The sequence below is a fragment of the Paenibacillus sp. FSL K6-1566 genome, assembly GCF_038050475.1.
Lineage (GTDB): Bacteria > Bacillota > Bacilli > Paenibacillales > Paenibacillaceae > Paenibacillus_AQ > Paenibacillus_AQ lactis.
In genome coordinates this window covers 2,413,019-2,430,923 of sequence record NZ_JBBOSR010000001.1, presented here as the reverse complement: position 1 = coordinate 2,430,923, position 17,905 = coordinate 2,413,019, and the positions used below count along the sequence as shown (strand labels likewise).

The window sequence follows — 17,905 nt, the reverse complement described above, 5'->3', positions numbered from 1 at the left end:
CTGCATGTGCCACGCCCCTCCCTCCTTAATCATGCCGGGAGGAGCTTCAGGACCGTCTCGATGATGATCCCGATAATCGGTACAGCGAGTACCAATATGAGCACTTTTCCCGCCAGTTCTATTTTGGAAGCGATCGATTCCTGACCGGCATCCCTTACGATTTGCGCCCCCATTTCAGCGATGTAGGCTATCCCGATAATCTTCAGCACCGTTTTGAGATAGATCATCTGGACGCCGGAGTTCTCGGCCAAATCCTCCAGCATCCGGATCACGTCGCCGATCTTTCCGATCAGGAACAGGAAGATCATGACGGAGGTCGCCACGGCGAGCAGGAAGGCGAATAACGGCTTCTGGTCCTTGACGACCAGAATCAGTACGGTAGCGATAAGACCGAGGCCTACCACCTGGATAATTTCCATAAAGGTCCACCTACTGGAATAGAAAAATACTTTTGATTTCCTTAAGCAGATCATCGAGCAGCCTTACGACCATAAACAGCACCACCACAAAACCGATGAGAGTCACCCAGTGTGCCATATCCTCTTTGCCCATCTGTTTCAGGACCGTATGAATCATGGCGATGATGATGCCGATCCCGGCGATCTGGAAGATGGCGTTGACTTCAATGTTCATTTCCTTGGCACCTCGCTAAAAGATCAAAATGACGATCAATGCTCCAATTAACAGCCCCAGACTTTTGCTCATCTTTTCATATTTCGCCTGGTCATCCCTTGCCGCCTCTTCTTCATGCTTCAGCTGCTGGGCGGCCAGCGCAATATGCTTCATCTGGTCCTGCCTGTCACTGGTGCCAAGTACGCCGCCGAGCTGTTCCATCACTTCCCTCTCGGCGTTTCTCATGGAAGTCCGCTTCCAGTAATCCTCCAGAGCCTTGCGTATGCTGTCCTCTGCCGATAAGCCATAATCCGGCCTCATATACTGCGCGGCTTGGGCGAACAAGGATTTCAGTGGATCCCGGAGAGAGGCGCTGATTCGTTCCAGTGCATCCGGAAGCGGCGTAAAGCCATAGCTGATCTCGGTTTCAAGCCGCTGGAGCGCCAGTATCAGCTCCCGCAGCTGCCTTGGTCTGACCGCAAACTGCTGGGCCTGATAGAAGCCTGCGAGCGTTCCTGCACCAATGACGAGCAAAGCACCTACCAGTTTAAGCATAGGCATCACCGCCAGGCGGACCGCTGGCAGCGGACTGAAGCGTTCGCTGCCCTCCGTCATAAAGCTTGAACGACCTTGCATCCCCGGTGCGGCTGAGAACCGCGTACATTTCAAACATTCGATTCTCGATCAGTCCCGACAGAGCAGGACGTCCCCGCATGTCCTGGACGGAAGAGCCGTGAGCCGTGGCGATGACGCTTATGCCGGCATGGAGCGCCTCAACAACTGCCTCCGCATCCTCGGCCCGGCCGATCTCGTCCACAATGAGAACGTCCGGCGACATGGACCTGATCATCATCATCATGCCCTCTGCTTTGGGGCAACCGTCCAGCACGTCCGTCCTGGGACCGACATCGAACCCGGGAACCCCCCGCTGGCAGCCGGCGATTTCGGAGCGTTCGTCCACAATGCCCACTTTCATGCCAGGCCATCGAACGGTCCCTGCCCCCCACTGGCCATAGCTGATTTGCCGGGCCAGATCCCGAAGCAGCGTCGTCTTTCCATGCTGAGGAGGAGAAAGAATCAGAGTATGCATGACACGCTTGCGTTTGCGGTCCAGCAAATGCGGAAGCATCTCGTCGGCCGCCCCGCGGATCTCTTTGGCAATCCGAACATTAAAGCCGCTGATATCCCGAATATGCTCCACTTTCCCTCCGCTGAGAACCGTCCGCCCCGCCAGCCCGACCCGGTGCCCGCCGGGGATCGTTATGAATCCTTTCCGCAGCTCCTCTTCCATCGTGTAAAGGGAATGATTACTGATCAGATCCAGCAGCCTGTGTGTATCCTCCCGTGTTGGCTTGTACGCCTCCTCCGGCCGCAGCGTCAATCCGCCGTTTCGATCCAGGAAGTGGTATCTGCCCTGCGAATTGATTTCGAGGGGACGCTCTTCCCGGATTCGCACCTCCTCCACATGCTCCAGCAGCTCACTCGGCAAGTTCAGCAGCATTCGTTTGACGGATTCGGGAAACAGCCCCAGCCAATTCAGTGTCATATCAATTTCCCCCAAGTTGTCCTTTTTTGAAAATCTGCCTTCTGTTAAAAAGATTTCTTATCCCATGTGTATGCTTGTACCCTGCATTTATGACGGGAATCTATCATTTTTTTAAGATTCCGTATAAGAGGCAGGCAACCCCGCACAATATCCAGCCGATCTTCCCCCATGACAGCTTATCCGCCATACCTACAAGCCCGATTGTCGTGGTTAGGATCAGAATGAGCGGGCCGGTAAACGCTAGCGCGGAATTGACGGCGAGCGCTTTATCTACTTGATTCAGCCGCAGCATGACAATCGCAGCAACGATCTCGAGGCTGCCCGAGAACAGCCGAAGCGTTGCCATGCTGGCGACGAACTTGTCCAACATGAAGTTCTCCCTCCTTCTTCCATTGCGTGATGATTAAAAATATGCATTCATCCCCGAATTTATCTCTATTTTTTTATTTCATAGACACGAATCTCACAACAAAAAAAGACTGCCCCCGGGCATTTGCCCTTGAGACAGTCTTTGCTCTATGAACCGAACTAGAATGATATGAACTTAGCGGCGAACCTGCGGGCCTCCGACGCTTGCCTGCTGGTCGGTGTCCAGTCCATACGCCGTATGAAGTGCTTGAACGACGCCTTCGAGATTGCTTCCGTCAATCACGCAGGATACTTTGATCTCGGAGGTGCTGACCATCTTAATGCTGACCCCTTGACGGGAGATCACGTCGAACATTTGGGCGGCAACGCCAGGGTGGCTTACCATGCCCGCGCCGACGATCGATACCTTCACCAGATTGTCCTCGGAGGTTACGTCGCGGTACGGAAGCTCGCCACGGATCCGTTCGATGACGGACAAAGCACGCTCCCGGTCATGCAGGGATACGGTGAAGGAAAAGTCTGCTTCCCCGTTTTGGACACCGCTTTGTACGATGATATCCACGTCGATCCCTTCTTTGGCCAGTTCGCCGAACACCTGCGCCAGAATGCCAGGGGTATCGGCAACACCCATAATGCTGATTCTGGCAACGTTCTTGTCGAATGCGATACCGCTGACCACTACACCTTGTTCCATGCTCGTTTCCTCCTTAACAACCGTTCCCTCGTTATGATTAAAGCTTGATCTGACAACAAGCTTCACTTGATTGTGTTTGGCGTATTCAACTGCTCGGGGATGAAGCACCGCTGCCCCAAGGTTCGCCAGCTCCAGCATTTCATCGTATGAAATCTCAGGGAGCTTCCGTGCGCATTTTACTACGCGCGGATCGGTAGAGTATACCCCGTCCACATCCGTATAGATTTCACACACATCGGCCGAAATCGCTGCAGCCAGCGCCACCGCGGTCGTATCCGAGCCTCCGCGGCCGAGGGTCGTGATTTCGCCTTCTTCCGACATCCCCTGGAAGCCGGCAACGATGACAATATTTCCGTCATTCAGCGCCTTGTGCACGCGCTCCGGGGATATATCGGTAATACGGGCTTTGCCGTGGACGGCTTCCGTCCGGAATCCGGCCTGCCATCCCGTAAAGGACACAGCTTTGCGCCCTAGACTATGAATCGCCATCGAGAGAAGCGAGATCGAGATCTGCTCTCCGGTCGTTAACAGCATATCCATTTCCCGTGCGGGCGGGTTCTCGTTTAATAGTTTAGCTTGATCAATCAGATCGTCGGTGGTATCCCCCATCGCGGATACAACAACAACGCACTGATGGCCTTCATCCTGTTTCTCTACAATTCGTCCGGCCACGCGCTTCATGCGTTCTGTATCGCCTACAGAGCTGCCTCCGAATTTCATAACGTACAATGACAATGCCTCTTTCACTCCCCACATGATAATCAGTATGTACCAGTGCATTGGTTCATGGTTTCTCACTTTAAAACAGTATAATACGAAAGTAACACCCTCCGTCAAGGCTTTCGTCTGAAAGAAATGCCGCTCTGAGCGCCCTTCAATCTAGAAAATATAAAAAACTCCCGTACTTGACGTACAGGAGTCGCGTTGCAACAGAAGATATTGGCAGAGGCGGGGCGATTAGATCGTTTCGCCTAATAAGCCAGCCTTATGCGCGGGAGATGTATTTTCCTTCACGGGTATCGATCAGAAGCACATCGCCTTCATTGATGAACAGCGGAACTTGCACATTGAGGCCTGTTTCCACCTTCGCATTTTTTGTAGCGCCTGTCGCTGTGTTGCCTTTAATTCCCGGCTCGGTTTCCACTACCTTCAGCTCGACGCTGTTCGGCAGGTTGATCCCGAGAATTTCTCCCTGATAGCTGATGATGTTAACGTTCATGTTTTCCTTCAGGAAATTCAGTTCCCATTCCAGCTGCTCACTGGTCAAGCTGAACTGGTCATAGGTTTCGTTATCCATGAACACATGCTCCTGTCCGCTTGCATACAGGTACTGCACGCCGCGGTTGTCAATTTGCGCGCGTCCGATCGTTTCACCGGCACGGAATGTTTTCTCCACCGTGTTGCCGTTGCGCAAGTTCTTCAATTTGGAGCGTACGAATGCGGCGCCTTTACCAGGCTTAACATGCTGAAAATCCAAAACGGTAAAAATATCGCCATCCACTTCTACGGTTAATCCTGTTTTAAAATCATTGACTGAAATCACTGAATTTCCCTCCTAAAGGATACGGTTTGAATAATTCTTGTTCGTTGTTGCGGCCTTTCATTAGAGCACGGTGTAATCTTTGGACGAGCTTGTCAATATTTGAATACCCGTTTCCGTGATCACAATATCATCTTCAATACGGACACCGCCAAGACCCGGCAAGTAAATGCCCGGCTCCACGGTTACGACCATGCCCGGCTTCAAGATATCGTCGCTCGCCTTGGACAGTCGCGGCGATTCATGAACCTCCATGCCCAGTCCATGTCCCGTGCTGTGCCCGAAATACTCGCCATATCCGTACCGGGTGATGATGTCGCGTGCCAGCGCATCGGCCTCGCGTCCCGTCATGCCTGGCTTGATATGCGCAAGCGCGTGCAGCTGTGCTTCGAGCACGATGTCATAGATCTCCTTCAGCTTCGGATCCGGGCTGCCGAGGGCTACCGTCCGGGTCAGATCCGAGCAGTATCCATCCAGGAGTGCGCCGAAATCAAAGGTGACGAACTCATTGCCTTGAATCACCCGGTCGCTGGCAACGCCGTGCGGGAGCGCAGAACGTTCCCCGGAAGCGACGATGGTGTCGAAGGAGGAGGAAGTCGCGCCGCGGCTGCGCATGAACATTTCCATCTCCAGATCGATTTCGCGCTCGGTTTTGCCAGCTTGAAGCAATGTGAGCACATGGCTGAACGTTTCATCGGCCAAATCGGCAGCGCGCTGCATGATCTTCAATTCCTCGGCATCCTTGATGATACGGAGCTCCTCGACCAGACCCGATACCGGAACGAGGCTGATCGGTGCAAGCTGCTCCGTATAACCGGAATAAACCCCGTATGTAACATGGTCCTGCTCGAAACCGAGCGAGGCAATGCCTTCGGATTGAAGCAGTTCTTTTACGGTATCCATAACCTTCGCTCCGTGCTCAATGACCTTAAAGCCGGTCGCTTGCTGCGGAGCCTGTGTCATGTAACGGAAATCCGTCAGCAAATACGACTGTTCCTTCGTGATCAGCACATATCCTGCGGATCCCGTAAACCCTGTCAAATATCTGCGGTTGATCGGGCTACCGATCAGCATGGCCGACAAGCCTTTGGCCTCGAGCTTCTCGCGCAGTCCTGCTACTCGTTTGCTGCTCATTGTTCCATCTCCTCTCACCCATGCCGGGATCAAGCGGGTATCCAAACGCCGCTATGCCTCCCTGGTCTCCAGAATTTGTAAAAGGGCTGACAAGCCCAGCGTGTAGCTGGCCGCGCCGAAGCCCGCGATTTGACCGGCAGCAACAGGCGCAATGACGGAAGTATGACGGAATTCTTCCCTAGCATGAATGTTCGAAAGATGAACCTCCACGGTGGGAATCCGCGCCGAGCTGACCGCATCGCGCACAGCATAGCTGTAATGCGTCAGCGCGCCCGGATTCAGCAGTATTCCATCCGCCTGCCCGATCGCCTCATGGATCCGGTCAATGATCGCACCCTCGTGGTTAGACTGAAAGAAGGTAATCCCGATCCCCGCAGCATCCGCTTGCTTGCGCAAATTATCCTCGATCGCCTGCAGGCTGAGCGAACCGTATATCCCCGGTTCCCGGAAGCCGAGCAGGTTTAAATTCGGTCCGTTTATCACCCATATGGTTTTCATAGGGTTTCCCACCTTTTCGTCAAATAACCAAGTGCTATTTTACCATAGGCGGTATCGGATTGAGAAGTTTATTGTTTTTAACCCGTAACCTGCTTCGGCTCGCGCATCCGTTCGTCGGTAAATTCCTGGGCAGCCGTGTAACCGATAAAGAGTCCCCATAATATAAAAATGCAAAACTCGGATATGTTCGTATCCCACGTCAGCTTTTTAACCGGAGGAGTAAACCGGAGCCAAGGGTTGAGGGCGATATAAAGCACGATCCACCAAATGACGCCGTAAATGATGCCGGGCCAGGGACCTTTGAGCTTGCGGAAAAGAAACACGTAAATCAGCGAAGCGATAACGGAGAACGCGATAAACGACAGCCAGCCCGCAATCTGCCCCGCCGCGGTGACGAGAAACTCATGCTTGAAGAAGGGCTCCATCAAGAAGCCGGGCACCACCCTCGTGAATTTCAGCGTATAAAAAATCCATCTTACTGCTCCCCAAATCAGCCCAGCGTAATACCCCAGCTCCAGGGCGTACAAAAACGGATTCGTCACCTTGTTCTCCTGTCGAAATTGACCTTCGGTCATGTTGAATCCTCCTTCGCTTGGTAGTCGATGCTCATCTTCCCTTCTTTAGCAGATAGTATGCTCCGCTTCCCACGGGTCAATCCAACTAGAAATTACTTTCAAAATTCGATACAATAGTTAATAGAACGAAAAACATGTCAGGGAGGGTGAACTGGTTGTCCCAAAAGTCAACCCCGATCAGCTATGGAGGCCAAGCTGTAATCGAAGGCGTTATGTTCGGCGGCAAGCATGTCAACGTAACGGCCGTTCGTCGCAAGAATAATGAGATCAAGTTTCTAGAGGTGCCTCGCGAGGATAAGGAATGGGTACGGAAGCTGCGGAAGGTTCCGCTTCTTCGCGGCATCGTCAGTCTGATAGATTCCACCATCAAGGGCTCGAAGCATCTGAACTACTCCGCAGATGCATTCGCTGACGACAGCCTGGATCCGGAGGAGCGTGAGAAGCAGAAGGAGAAGGAAGAATCCGGCTGGAGCCTAAGCATGATCATCGGCGTTGCCGCGGTCAGCGTGCTGTCCTTTATCGTCGGCAAGCTGCTCTTTACCCTCGTGCCGGTTTTTGTTGAGGATTTCTTATTCGGGAATACATTTGATAACTATATCGTGCATAACCTGATTGAAGGTATCATTAAATTGATCCTGCTTCTTGTCTATCTATGGGCGATCTCCCAAACGCCGGTCATCAAGCGGCTGTTCCAGTATCACGGCGCCGAGCATAAGGTGATCAGCGCATATGAGGCCGGTGAAGAGCTGACCGTCAAGAACGTGCAGAAGTATACAAGGCTGCATTACCGTTGCGGCAGCAGCTTCATGATGCTGACCATCGTGCTCGGTGTCGTTGTATATTCGGTTGTCCCATGGGATACGATGACAGAACGGATCATCCAGCGAATCGCTCTTCTTCCGGTCGTGCTCGGCATTTCCTTTGAGTTCCTGAAGCTTACCAATGCCATGCGAGATATTCCCGTTCTCCGTTTCCTCGGTTACCCGGGGTTGTGGCTGCAGCTGCTCACAACTAAGGAGCCGACGGATGACCAAGTCGAAGTATCCATCGCATCCTTTAACAGAATGCGTGAATTAGATGCCCAATACGAGAATGTTCCCGTGTCGCAAACTGTGACAGGAAGTGTGCTGGATCCCGCGAAAGGGTGATGAATCCATGAGAAGGCATGCGATCATTTTTTGGACGGCTATCGGGTTAGCCGCAGTAGGCGTTTTGGGCCTGCTGATTAGCCCGAGCACAAGGATGATGGTGCTGATTCCGGCCATCATCGTCGCAATCGTCTATGTGCTGTACAAGTTTCCGCCCCGCCGCTTTAACAAGCGTCCGAAGGTGAAGCCGTCCAAGCGAACCGCGGCCAAGCTGGCGCGCAAGAGCCAACCGACGAGAAAAACAAGCCCATCCGCAACACGCAAACAGTATCCGTTCCAGGTCATCGACGGTCAGAAGGGCAAGTCTGACCCTTCCGATGATCTACCGAAATATCACTAGAAGCAAAAGCGCAGATTTCAAGGCTTCAGCAGCCTCGGAATCTGCGCTTTATTGTTTACTTATTCACATCTGTTCGGGTTTCCATCTTGAGAAGAACTGCGTGCCTGCCGTCAAGCCCGAATTGTACAGGTTCATGCTCTCCTCCTTGGTCAGGTGAAAATGGGTCGTGCCGATGCCAAGGGTCGGGATTTTGATGGTGCGGCTGCGGTTTTGCTGCTCGATATACCGCTCATCATGCGCCGACAGCATCGTCTCGAACATCGCCGTCAGCATGCTGAAGGGACCGTCAATTTCATGCGGTGAATTGCTGTTCTTCCCCACCATTTGAAAGCCGAGCACCGGCAGAGGCTTCGGGCCTCCTTTCGATTCACGGTCAAACAGCCACAGCGGAAAATTGCTAAGCAGCCCCCCGTCCACGATATATACAAATTGTTCGGCGAACGATTTCCCTTTAGCTGCTCTGCCTATGAGCCGAAGAATGACCGGGTCGAAAAAATAGGGAATGCTGCAGCTCATCCGCACCGCTTTGGCGACGGGAAACGTTGCCGGATTAATGCCGTATTGGCGCAAATCGTCCGGCAGCACCAGCAGTCTGCCGTTCGTAATATCCGAAGCAACGATGTAGAGCTTACCGGCCGGAATATCGGAGAAGGTGAATATGCCTTTGTCCAGCAAAATTTTTCGGATCCAGTTCTCCAGCGCTTCCCCAGAATACAGCCCCTTCTTGATCAACACCCTCAAAGCCGGTCCGATGATCTTTGCATTGAACACCGGTGCGCGCTGGAGGAAGGTATGAAATGGAGTCTCCTCAATGATCTTCCGGATTTCATCCGCTCGGTACCCTGCTGCAAGCACGGACGCGACGATCGATCCGGAGGACGTTCCGGCAACGCGGCTAAATTCGATCCCCGCCAATTCGGCTGCTTTAACAGCGCCGGCGAGAGAGATGCCCTTGACCCCGCCGCCTTCAAAAACCGCATTGATCTGCATACAGAAAATCCCCCGCCTCACATGGTCTAATGACTATGTATGAGGGCGGGGGATGATTCATACCTGTAGGACGTGCGCCAAATCTTATTTATAATATGATTGCAATTGCTCTTTAAGACCTAACGGATTGCTCAAAATGTTCTCCGCACGGAAGAAGATGCTGCCTTTGATCTCAGAAAATCCTCGATTGTACTTCAGCTGATTGATAATTTCCGATGCGCTCTGCCATCCGACCTCGGACGTCCCGAGCTTGTATGGGGCATGGCCGATCAACAGATCGACGCCCGTGCCTTTTACCTCGTTCACCCACCAGTCCACCAGCTTATCGTAATCAACCGTTGAATTGCTCATGCTCCAATAGATCTGCGGGGCAACGTAATCGATCCAGCCATTCTGGATCCAGGCTCTAACATCGGCATACATGCTGTCGTAGGCGGTTACGCCCGCTTTCGTATCGGACCCTGTCTTGTCCACGGAGGCGTTCCTCCACACACCGAACGGGCTGATGCCGAACTCGACGCCCGGCTTGGACTCGTGTATCGATTGGCCTAAAGAAGCTACAAAATCATTGATGTTCGCCCGCCGCCAATCGCCGATGTTCGTATACGAACCATCATTATACAAGCGGTAAGCTGCGTCGTCTTTAAAGGTCGTATTGGACGGATAGAAGTAATCGTCCAGATGCACCCCATCGATATCATATTGATCTACAACCTCCATGATCGTGTCGATAATATGTTGGCGCGCATCCGGAATTCCCGGATTGATGTACAGCTGCTTGCCGGTGTTTACGATCCAGTCCGGATGCGCAAGGGCGACATGGGACGGATCCAGCGACGCGGTCAGCACGTCGGTGTTGGCCCGGAACGGGTTAAACCACGCGTGGAAGTCCATATTCCGTTTGTGCGTCTCTTCGACCATGAAAGCAACCGGATCATAGCCCGGGTCCGCCCCTTGTATCCCCGTCAGCACCTTTGACCAAGGAACGAGCTCCGATGGATACAGGGCATCCCCGGCCGGACGAACCTGAACGTATACGGTGTTGATGCCGACTTCCTGGAGAGAATCCAGGAGCGCGATGTATTCTGCTTTCTGCTGTTCGCTCGTGCTCTTAGGCGACGGCCAGTCGAGATTAAATACCGTCGAAATCCAAGCTCCTCTTACCTCTTCGACCGTAGAGACGGGCGGGGGGGTAACCTCGGAGCCCGAGAAGAGCGAAATCCGCTGCGCCGATTGGTTCCACTCTACCTTCAAGCCAAGATTTTCGCTGATGAATCGGAGGGGTACCATAACACGGCTCTGCTTGATCTGAACCGAAGCGTCCAGCGCAACCGCTGATCCGTTCACCAATGCGGAGGTTTTGCCCGAGGTCAACTGCAGGGTGTTGCCGTCTTTACGGATCGTTACCGTCCGTTTGGACTGTTCCCAGACGACCGAAGCGCCAAGTCCTTCGCTGATGACCCGGGTCGGAACCATTGTCACGTTCACTTTTGGCAGTATGTATGGGGATACGTCACTTTCCAGCTTCACGCCGTCCAGCTGTATGCTGATACCAGCCGACTTCGCCTGTGCTGTGGAGACTACCGACGGGAGACATAATAGCAGCATGATCAATACAAGTAACCATCGCCGAAGCTTCATTTCTATTAATCCTCCGAAAATATGAAATTTGCAGGTAATGCTAACCTATGAACCCAACATCTTCAATATGCCTACCCGTTTAAAAAGACATCTGTCACAAGCGGACAGATGCCCCATTACGATTCGCTAACCAGTTCGTTATGAATGTCCCGCAGCTCCTGCAGCCGGTTCTCGTCCCGCTTGAAATACTCAACCAGCGTTTCGATACGCGTAATGGAATCCCAGCTTAAATGATGCTCGATTCCTTCAACATCCCTATAGATATTTTCATCCTGAACACCGATCATTTCGAGGAATTCCTCGAGCAGATGGTGGCGCTCCATGAGCCGCTTGCCCATCTTCTTCCCTTTGCTGGTCAGTACCAAGCCGCGATATTTTTCATATATCAAATATTCGTCTTTGTCCAGCTTCTGAATCATTTTCGTGACGGATGAGGGGTGAACCTCCAAGCCTTCGGCAATATCCGAAACGCGCGCATATCCCTTCTCGTCAATCAGTTTGTAGATGCGCTCCAAATAATCCTCCATGCTAGGTGTCGGCATCTTCTTCCCTCTCTCTTCTATAATTACATAACCTGTACCAAAACCTCAATTTACCTGCTCTTGTAATGATACATGTTTTTTAGACCTGTTGGCAAGTCCTGGCCCCCTGAATATCCCATCATTTACCAATATCCAAGAGCCTGGAGCCAAAAGGAGCCAAGCAGCATCAAAATTTCAGCCATTCAGGCGTAATGCCCTGCAGCCAAATTGTGATTTTGTACATTTGGTCCGTAAACAGCAGGATCCCCATCAGGATCATCAATATGCCGCCCACCTTCATCAAGATGCTGGAATACTTCAAAATCCACCGCGTCGATCCGATGAAAAAGGCCAGAATAAAAAACGGTACGGCAAAGCCCAGCGAGTAAGATGTGATCAGCGGAAACCATGTGCCGGGATCCGAAGCGGCAAGCGCGATAATCGCGGTCAGAATCGGTCCGACGCAAGGCGACCAGCCTGCGGCAAATCCGATTCCGAACAGAAAGGTTCCTATGTATCCGGTCGGCTTGGATTTAAAGTTGAATTTCCGGTCTTTCATCAAAAATCGGGGCTGGAAAATGCCGACCAGCATAAGCCCCATAACAATGATTAACAGCGCGGACAGCTGGCGGATCAGGTCCTGGTACTCCATGAAGAACTCCCCGAACAGCCCCGCTCCCCATCCAAGGGTGTAATAAACCGCCGAAAAACCAAGAATGAACGCAAGGGTATGCGTCATCGTCCGGAAGCGGACCTCCTTGCGGTTCTGCTCATTCTTCAAATCATTGACCGACATGCCGGTGATGATGGATAAATAAGACGGATATAACGGCAAGCAGCATGGAGATATAAAGGATGCGAATCCGGCTGCAAATGCGATGCCGACGTTAATATCAGCCATTGAATGTTAGACCTCCTTACGTCGTAAAACCCTTTTTGCCGACCAATGCGACGATGAGCAGGCCGATCAGCAGCAGTACAATCGTTGCTCCAGGCGCCAGGTTAAATACGCCGGCCAGCATCAAACCTCCGATGACGGCGATCTCCGAGATGACCACGGACAGAATGATCGAGCTCCGGAAGCTCCGTGCCAGCAGCAGGCTGATGGCAACCGGTATCGTCAGAAGCGCGGACACGAGCAGTGCGCCGACGATTTTGATCGCCGTGCTGACGACGAGCGCGGTCAATACCGTGATCACCATGTTCATCACTTTGACCGGCAGTCCGCTGACGCTGGCAGCGTCCTCCTCGAAGCTTAACAGGAAAAATTCCTTAAGCAGCAGGAAGACCACGGCAATGACGATAACGGTAACGCCGCCAACCATATATATATCCGTCGTATCCAAAGTGTAGATACTGCCGAACAGATAGCTCATGACATCCGTATTATAGCCCATTCCCAGCGTGAAGAACAGCGACGCGAGCGCTACGCCGCCTGACATGATGATCGCAATGGACAGCTCGGCATAGCTCTTGTACGCCTTTCGCAGCTTCTCAATCGCGAAGGATGCCGCAACCGCGAACACAAGCCCGGCAGCCAGCGGGTATACTTCAATCAGAAATCCGAGCGCAACGCCGGCAATCGTCACATGGGACAGCGTATCCCCGATCATGGACAGCCGGCGCAGCACAAGAAATATTCCGATGAGCGGTGCGGTGATGCCGATCAATATTCCCCCGACAAGCGCCCGCTGAAAAAAATCGCTTTGCAATATATCAAGCAATGACAACGTCTCCTTCTCTTGCATCCAATGAATTAATACCTAATTTAAACGAGAGAATGCTGAAGATCCTCGATCTCGCAGTTTTCGATCTCATGGGAATGCCGAACGAAAAACTGGATTTTTCCGTTATGCGATACCGGCGATTCTCCCAAATAATCCTTCACCATATCGAGATCATGCGTGACCATCAGAAAGGTCATGTGATGATGCGCATGCATATGGGTGATCAAGTCGAAAAAACCGGCCTGCGTCTCGGCGTCGATTCCGATTGTCGGCTCGTCCAATATGAGGAGATCCGGACGGTTGATCAGCGCGCGCGCGAGAAACACGCGCTGCTGCTGGCCGCCGGACAATGCGCCGATCCGCTTATCCGCAATATCCTGAATCCGCATAACCTCCAGGGCATCCTCGCATTTGCGGTGATCCTCGCGGCTGATGCGGCGGAACATCTTCTTACGGTTATATAATCCCGAAAGAACGACTTCCCGGACGGTAGCGGGAAAGAGCGGATTGAACGCATTTTTCTGCGGCACATAGCCGATGCGCTCCCAATCCCGGAATTTGCGGATCGGCTGGCCGAACAGCTCGATCGAGCCCTCCGCAGCCGGCAGAAGCCCGACGATCATCCGCAGCAAGGTGGTCTTGCCCGCTCCGTTCGAGCCGACAATGCCTACAAAGTCCCGCTCTTTAATTGAGAAATTCAAGTCCTTAATCACCTTCTGATCCCGGTAATTAAAGGATACATTATCGATTTGTATAATCGTTTGGTGGCAATCCTGTGCTGCCGGTTCCATAACCTGGCCGCCTTTCTATCTTTAAATTTTGCTATCAAAATTTATGCAGCTTTTATACCCTGTAATGACAGGAAGAAGAGGGGACTTAGCTCCCCCCTTCTCTATTATTGTAAGGCCTTCTTTAGATTTTGCAAATTTTTCTCCATAATCGTGAAGTAGTTCTCTCCGTTCTCCGCCTGCTCCTTCGTCAATCCCTCTACCGGGTTTAGGACAAGCGTCTCTACACCGGCCTCATTTGCAAGGGTCTTGGCCAGCTTATCCGACACAAGCTCCTCGAAGAATACGTAACGGAGTCCCTTTTCATTTACCGTTTTCGTCAAATTCACGATATCCTGCGCGCGCGGCTCGGCATCAGGGGACAATCCCATGATCGCGTGCTGCGTAAGCCCGTAGTCCCGGCATAAATATCCGAATGCTTGATGGGAGACGACGATGTCTTTCTTCGGAAGGCCGGACAATTGTTCGGTAAAATCCTGATCGAGCTTAGCAAGCTTATCCTTCAGCGCTTCATAACGCTGTTCGTACTGCGCTTTATGTTCCGGATCTGCATCGACCAGGCTGTTCTTGATATTCTCGGCCATGATCAAGGCTGACTTCGGGCTCACCCATGTATGAGGATCGGTATGATGGCTGGTTCCTTCGGCTGTGCCCGACCCTGCGGCATGCTCTTCCGCTGCGGCCTCTCCGGCCGCTTCATGGCTGTGTTCATGTCCAGCCTCGTCACTGGCTCCATGATTATGGCCGTCATCTCCCTCGGCATCAATCAGTTGAATGCCTTGGCTTACCTCGACGGCCCTCACCTCGGAATCCTTATTCAGTCCCTTGAGAAATGAAGGAACCCAGCCTTCAAATCCGGCACCGTTATATAGAAACAACTGGGCCTTGGAGGCATTGACCATGTCCTGGCTTTTCGGCGTCCAATCATGCGGCTCGACTCCGGTCGGCAGCAGATTAACGACATTAACCTCTTCACCGCCAATTTCCTTCGTAAATTCATATATGGGATAGAAGGTCGTTATGACATTGATTTTCCCTTCCACAATGCTGCCGCCGGATTTGCTGCCGCAGCCTGACACGATTAGCAGTGCCGACAGCAATGCTGCCATTCCCCATGTCCACTTCGCTTTCTTGTTCCTGCTCATGATTCCCTCACCCGCTCCGTTCTATCTAATCGTAAACATTACTAACAAGATTATAAGAGAAGAAAAACGAGATTGTCAACTACATCGTAACCGTTACTATTAATTTTTTGCTCATATCGTTCCTTCCATAGAAAAAAGGCGTACCCGTTAACAGGGTACACCCTTCTAACCTTCTTCATTCAATTTCAAGCGCTGATTATTTGACGATTGCGCCATTCGGCATACTCTCCGGCACCGTTGCGAGCGTGAGCTGATCGCCTTTCGAGGCAGCCAGGATCATGCCCTGGGACAGCTCGCCTCTGAGCTTCACCGGCTTCAAATTCGTCACACAGATGACCTTCTGCCCCACCAGCTCCTCCGGCTTGTAAAACTTCGCGATTCCGGACACGACTTGACGCTGTTCAAAGCCCAGATCGAGCTGCAGCTTTAGCAGCTTGTCGGCCTTCTTCACCGGCTCGGCTGCTGTAACCTGGGCAACACGAAGCTCGACTTTGGCGAAATCCTCAATGCCGATTTCCTCCTTCAGCTCCGGTGCTTCCTCGGCATCCGCAGCCGAAGCCGCCGGCTGCGGATCGTTCTTGGCTTCCTCAGCAGCCTTTGCACCGCCCGTCATCGCTTCGGCGATATAAGCGACCTCCTGCTCCGGATCGAGGCGAGGGAAGATCGGGTCGCCCTTCTGAAGCTTCGTTCCCGCCGGTATCGCACCGAAGTCGCGGCCGCTATCCCACGTTGTCAGATCTCCTTCCGAGAGACCGAGCTGCTCCCAGATTTTCTTCGGCGTCCGGGTCAGGAACGGCTGCAGCAGGATCGAGGCAACACGCAGCGTCTCCACCAAATGGCTCATGACGGATGCAAGCTCTTCGCGTTTGCTCTCATCCTTGGCCAGTGCCCACGGCTGGGTCTCATCGATATATTTATTGCTGCGGCTGACGAACTGGCTAATTGCCGTCAGAGCTACGGAGAACTCCATATTCTCCATCGCGGTCTCGACCTTATCATAGACCGCCTTAGCAGCTTCCTCGATGGATGAATCGTAAGGGGTCACGCCTGCCTTGAAGGCGGGAACCTCACCTTCGAAATATTTATATACCATCGCCACGGTCCGATTCAGCAGATTGCCGAGGTCATTGGCCAGATCCGAGTTCACCCGCTCGACGAAGCTTTCCGGTGTGAATGTGCCGTCCGCTCCGAAAGGAACCTCCCGCAGCAAATAATAACGGAGCGAATCCAGACCGTAGCGGTCGATCATCGTAACCGGGTCGACCACATTGCCTTTGGATTTGGACATTTTGCCGTCCTTCATCAGCAGCCATCCGTGTGCGAACACTTTTTTCGGAAGCGGCAGATCCAGCGCCATGAGAATGATCGGCCAGTAGATCGTATGGAACCGGACGATCTCTTTGCTCATCAGATGTACATCCGCCGGCCAATACCGGTCAAACAGCGAGCTGTCCTCCGAGCCGTAGCCAAGCGCCGTGATATAATTCAGCAGCGCATCGATCCATACGTAGATCACATGCTTCGGATCGCTCTTGACCTTGACGCCCCATTCATAGGTTGTACGGGAGACGGCGAGGTCCTCAAGACCCGGCTTGATGAAGTTGTTGATCATTTCATTCTTCCGGGATACCGGCTGAATGAAATCCGGGTGCTCCTCATAATACTGCAGGAGACGGTCCACGTATTTGCCCATCCGGAAGAAGTAGCTTTCCTCCTTCACGAGCTCAACCGGCCGGCCGCAATCCGGGCAGTTGCCGTTAACCAGCTGACGCTCCAGGAAGAACGATTCGCAAGGAGTACAATACCAGCCCTCGTACTCGCCTTTGTAAATGTCATCCTGCTTCAGCAGCCGCTCGAATACCTCTTGTACAACCGACGTATGGCGTTTCTCGGTTGTCCGGATGAAATCCTCATTCGAAATGTCAAGCTTCTTCCAGAGATCCTTAATGCCTGCCACGATGTCATCAACGAATTGCTGCGGCGTTTTGCCGGCTTCGGCCGCTTTCCGCTCGATCTTCTGACCATGCTCATCCGTGCCCGTCAAATAACGGACATCATATCCGCGCAGCCGCTTGTAGCGCGCCATCGCGTCGCCGGCCACCGTCGTGTACGCATGTCCGATGTGCAGCTTGTCGCTCGGATAGTAGATCGGGGTTGTAATGTAAAATGTCTTCTTGTCTGTCATTGTAATCCTTCCTTTGCCATGAAATGGAGATGCTCGAAACAACATAAAAAGCTCCCGTCCCAATGGGACGAGAGCTGATCTCACGTGTTACCACCCAATTTCCCCGCAACCTTTACAGGTTACAGGCTCATCTGCCGCTTCATTCGCGGACCGCCATTAACGCTGGCTCACGCCGCTCCTTTACGGCAGCCATCCTTGTTCAGCTGCACGCTCAAAAGCGGTTCCTCCAAGACCATTTTCCGAAATGCGCCAAGACCGGTTTGCAGCTTCCCCGGCTCTCTGGACATGGCGACAGCTCTCGTACTTATCTCTTCATTGGAAATCATTATAAGAAGGTTGATCAATAAGTTGTATCCATTTTAATCAACCATAACAACGAGTGTCAAGGTGTATCTTGCTCTTATGAACACAGCATGGGCAATTTCATAGAATTTATTCGCTCATCATCTGGC

At 52.5% G+C, this 17,905-nt stretch carries 20 protein-coding genes; 2 read left to right on the top strand and 18 right to left on the bottom strand.

Going from position 1 to position 17,905, the window contains the following annotated elements:
- Positions 1-29: 29 nt before the first annotated feature.
- The 10 genes from spoIIIAD to NST08_RS10405 form a co-directional block, all read right to left on the bottom strand.
- Positions 30-419: a stage III sporulation protein AD gene (gene spoIIIAD, locus NST08_RS10450; RefSeq protein WP_007129716.1), complete on the bottom strand. Its 390-nt coding sequence runs from the start codon at positions 417-419 to the stop codon at positions 30-32.
- A 10-nt stretch (positions 420-429) separates the two neighbouring features.
- Entirely contained in the window at positions 430-633 is a 204-nt protein-coding gene (spoIIIAC, locus tag NST08_RS10445; RefSeq protein WP_007129715.1) for a stage III sporulation protein AC, read from the bottom strand.
- 15 nt (positions 634-648) lie between these two features.
- Positions 649-1,167 (bottom strand): stage III sporulation protein SpoIIIAB, encoded by a 519-nt coding sequence (gene spoIIIAB, locus NST08_RS10440; RefSeq protein ID WP_341341731.1) that lies wholly within the window; start codon positions 1,165-1,167, stop codon positions 649-651.
- The gene (spoIIIAA, locus tag NST08_RS10435) at positions 1,160-2,158 is read right to left on the bottom strand and encodes a stage III sporulation protein AA (protein WP_007129713.1); all 999 of its coding nucleotides are present in this window, start codon (positions 2,156-2,158) and stop codon (positions 1,160-1,162) included. The genes spoIIIAB and spoIIIAA overlap by 8 nt, the downstream gene beginning before the upstream one ends.
- A 103-nt stretch (positions 2,159-2,261) precedes the next feature.
- A complete protein-coding gene (locus NST08_RS10430; protein ID WP_007129712.1) occupies positions 2,262-2,528 on the bottom strand; it encodes a YqhV family protein in 267 nt (88 codons plus the stop codon).
- Between the two features lie 174 nt (positions 2,529-2,702).
- Positions 2,703-3,956, bottom strand: coding sequence for an aspartate kinase (locus NST08_RS10425; RefSeq protein ID WP_028403693.1), 1,254 nt, complete (start codon positions 3,954-3,956; stop codon positions 2,703-2,705).
- A 250-nt stretch (positions 3,957-4,206) separates the two neighbouring features.
- Positions 4,207-4,764 carry an elongation factor P gene (gene efp / locus NST08_RS10420; protein ID WP_007129710.1) on the bottom strand — a complete coding sequence of 186 codons (558 nt, stop codon included), beginning with the start codon at positions 4,762-4,764 and terminating at the stop codon, positions 4,207-4,209.
- 60 nt (positions 4,765-4,824) lie between these two features.
- Complete coding sequence (locus tag NST08_RS10415; RefSeq protein ID WP_007129709.1) at positions 4,825-5,895, bottom strand: M24 family metallopeptidase; 1,071 nt, start codon at positions 5,893-5,895, stop codon at positions 4,825-4,827.
- Between the two features lie 51 nt (positions 5,896-5,946).
- A complete protein-coding gene (gene aroQ / locus NST08_RS10410) occupies positions 5,947-6,393 on the bottom strand; it encodes a type II 3-dehydroquinate dehydratase (protein WP_007129708.1) in 447 nt (148 codons plus the stop codon).
- 77 nt (positions 6,394-6,470) lie between these two features.
- Positions 6,471-6,968 carry a YqhR family membrane protein gene (locus NST08_RS10405; RefSeq protein WP_341341730.1) on the bottom strand — a complete coding sequence of 166 codons (498 nt, stop codon included), beginning with the start codon at positions 6,966-6,968 and terminating at the stop codon, positions 6,471-6,473.
- Positions 6,969-7,123: 155 nt separating this feature from the next.
- Between NST08_RS10405 and NST08_RS10400 the strand changes: the two genes are divergently transcribed.
- Both NST08_RS10400 and NST08_RS10395 read left to right on the top strand, forming a co-directional pair.
- Positions 7,124-8,116 carry a DUF1385 domain-containing protein gene (locus NST08_RS10400; RefSeq protein ID WP_007129706.1) on the top strand — a complete coding sequence of 331 codons (993 nt, stop codon included), beginning with the start codon at positions 7,124-7,126 and terminating at the stop codon, positions 8,114-8,116.
- 7 nt (positions 8,117-8,123) lie between these two features.
- Positions 8,124-8,456, top strand: a complete 333-nt coding sequence (locus NST08_RS10395) for a hypothetical protein (protein WP_007129705.1) — start codon at positions 8,124-8,126, stop codon at positions 8,454-8,456.
- Between the two features lie 63 nt (positions 8,457-8,519).
- On the opposite strand, the gene NST08_RS10390 is transcribed toward NST08_RS10395, so the two are convergent.
- From NST08_RS10390 to metG, 8 genes are all read right to left on the bottom strand, one after another.
- Positions 8,520-9,446 (bottom strand): patatin-like phospholipase family protein, encoded by a 927-nt coding sequence (locus NST08_RS10390; protein ID WP_007129704.1) that lies wholly within the window; start codon positions 9,444-9,446, stop codon positions 8,520-8,522.
- Positions 9,447-9,530: 84 nt separating this feature from the next.
- Entirely contained in the window at positions 9,531-11,087 is a 1,557-nt protein-coding gene (locus NST08_RS10385; RefSeq protein ID WP_007129703.1) for a family 10 glycosylhydrolase, read from the bottom strand.
- A gap of 116 nt (positions 11,088-11,203) precedes the next feature.
- Positions 11,204-11,629, bottom strand: a complete 426-nt coding sequence (mntR, locus tag NST08_RS10380; RefSeq protein WP_007129702.1) for a transcriptional regulator MntR — start codon at positions 11,627-11,629, stop codon at positions 11,204-11,206.
- A 166-nt stretch (positions 11,630-11,795) separates the two neighbouring features.
- On the bottom strand, positions 11,796-12,509 hold the full coding sequence (locus NST08_RS10375) for a cytochrome c biogenesis CcdA family protein (protein ID WP_007129701.1): 714 nt from the start codon (positions 12,507-12,509) through the stop codon (positions 11,796-11,798).
- Positions 12,510-12,525: 16 nt separating this feature from the next.
- Complete coding sequence (locus NST08_RS10370; protein ID WP_186311071.1) at positions 12,526-13,356, bottom strand: metal ABC transporter permease; 831 nt, start codon at positions 13,354-13,356, stop codon at positions 12,526-12,528.
- 20 nt (positions 13,357-13,376) lie between these two features.
- A complete protein-coding gene (locus NST08_RS10365; RefSeq protein WP_007129699.1) occupies positions 13,377-14,126 on the bottom strand; it encodes a metal ABC transporter ATP-binding protein in 750 nt (249 codons plus the stop codon).
- Positions 14,127-14,230: 104 nt separating this feature from the next.
- Complete coding sequence (locus NST08_RS10360; RefSeq protein ID WP_341341729.1) at positions 14,231-15,268, bottom strand: metal ABC transporter solute-binding protein, Zn/Mn family; 1,038 nt, start codon at positions 15,266-15,268, stop codon at positions 14,231-14,233.
- Between the two features lie 196 nt (positions 15,269-15,464).
- A complete protein-coding gene (gene metG / locus NST08_RS10355) occupies positions 15,465-17,453 on the bottom strand; it encodes a methionine--tRNA ligase (RefSeq protein WP_341341728.1) in 1,989 nt (662 codons plus the stop codon).
- Positions 17,454-17,905: the final 452 nt, after the last annotated feature.

Bases quoted from the DNA above. Each gene is read 5' to 3' on its own strand.
- NST08_RS10395 (WP_007129705.1), top strand. From the start codon at position 8,124: ATGAGAAGGCATGCGATCATTTTTTGGACGGCTATCGGGTTAGCCGCA.
- NST08_RS10370 (WP_186311071.1), bottom strand. From the start codon at position 13,356: ATGCAAGAGAAGGAGACGTTGTCATTGCTTGATATATTGCAAAGCGAT.
- spoIIIAC (WP_007129715.1), bottom strand. From the start codon at position 633: ATGAACATTGAAGTCAACGCCATCTTCCAGATCGCCGGGATCGGCATC.
- NST08_RS10390 (WP_007129704.1), bottom strand. From the start codon at position 9,446: ATGCAGATCAATGCGGTTTTTGAAGGCGGCGGGGTCAAGGGCATCTCT.
- NST08_RS10405 (WP_341341730.1), bottom strand. From the start codon at position 6,968: ATGACCGAAGGTCAATTTCGACAGGAGAACAAGGTGACGAATCCGTTT.
- aroQ (WP_007129708.1), bottom strand. From the start codon at position 6,393: ATGAAAACCATATGGGTGATAAACGGACCGAATTTAAACCTGCTCGGC.
- spoIIIAA (WP_007129713.1), bottom strand. From the start codon at position 2,158: ATGACACTGAATTGGCTGGGGCTGTTTCCCGAATCCGTCAAACGAATG.
- metG (WP_341341728.1), bottom strand. From the start codon at position 17,453: ATGACAGACAAGAAGACATTTTACATTACAACCCCGATCTACTATCCG.
- NST08_RS10360 (WP_341341729.1), bottom strand. From the start codon at position 15,268: ATGAGCAGGAACAAGAAAGCGAAGTGGACATGGGGAATGGCAGCATTG.
- NST08_RS10385 (WP_007129703.1), bottom strand. From the start codon at position 11,087: ATGAAGCTTCGGCGATGGTTACTTGTATTGATCATGCTGCTATTATGT.
- NST08_RS10415 (WP_007129709.1), bottom strand. From the start codon at position 5,895: ATGAGCAGCAAACGAGTAGCAGGACTGCGCGAGAAGCTCGAGGCCAAA.
- mntR (WP_007129702.1), bottom strand. From the start codon at position 11,629: ATGCCGACACCTAGCATGGAGGATTATTTGGAGCGCATCTACAAACTG.
- NST08_RS10430 (WP_007129712.1), bottom strand. From the start codon at position 2,528: ATGTTGGACAAGTTCGTCGCCAGCATGGCAACGCTTCGGCTGTTCTCG.
- spoIIIAD (WP_007129716.1), bottom strand. From the start codon at position 419: ATGGAAATTATCCAGGTGGTAGGCCTCGGTCTTATCGCTACCGTACTG.
- spoIIIAB (WP_341341731.1), bottom strand. From the start codon at position 1,167: ATGCTTAAACTGGTAGGTGCTTTGCTCGTCATTGGTGCAGGAACGCTC.
- NST08_RS10375 (WP_007129701.1), bottom strand. From the start codon at position 12,509: ATGGCTGATATTAACGTCGGCATCGCATTTGCAGCCGGATTCGCATCC.
- NST08_RS10365 (WP_007129699.1), bottom strand. From the start codon at position 14,126: ATGGAACCGGCAGCACAGGATTGCCACCAAACGATTATACAAATCGAT.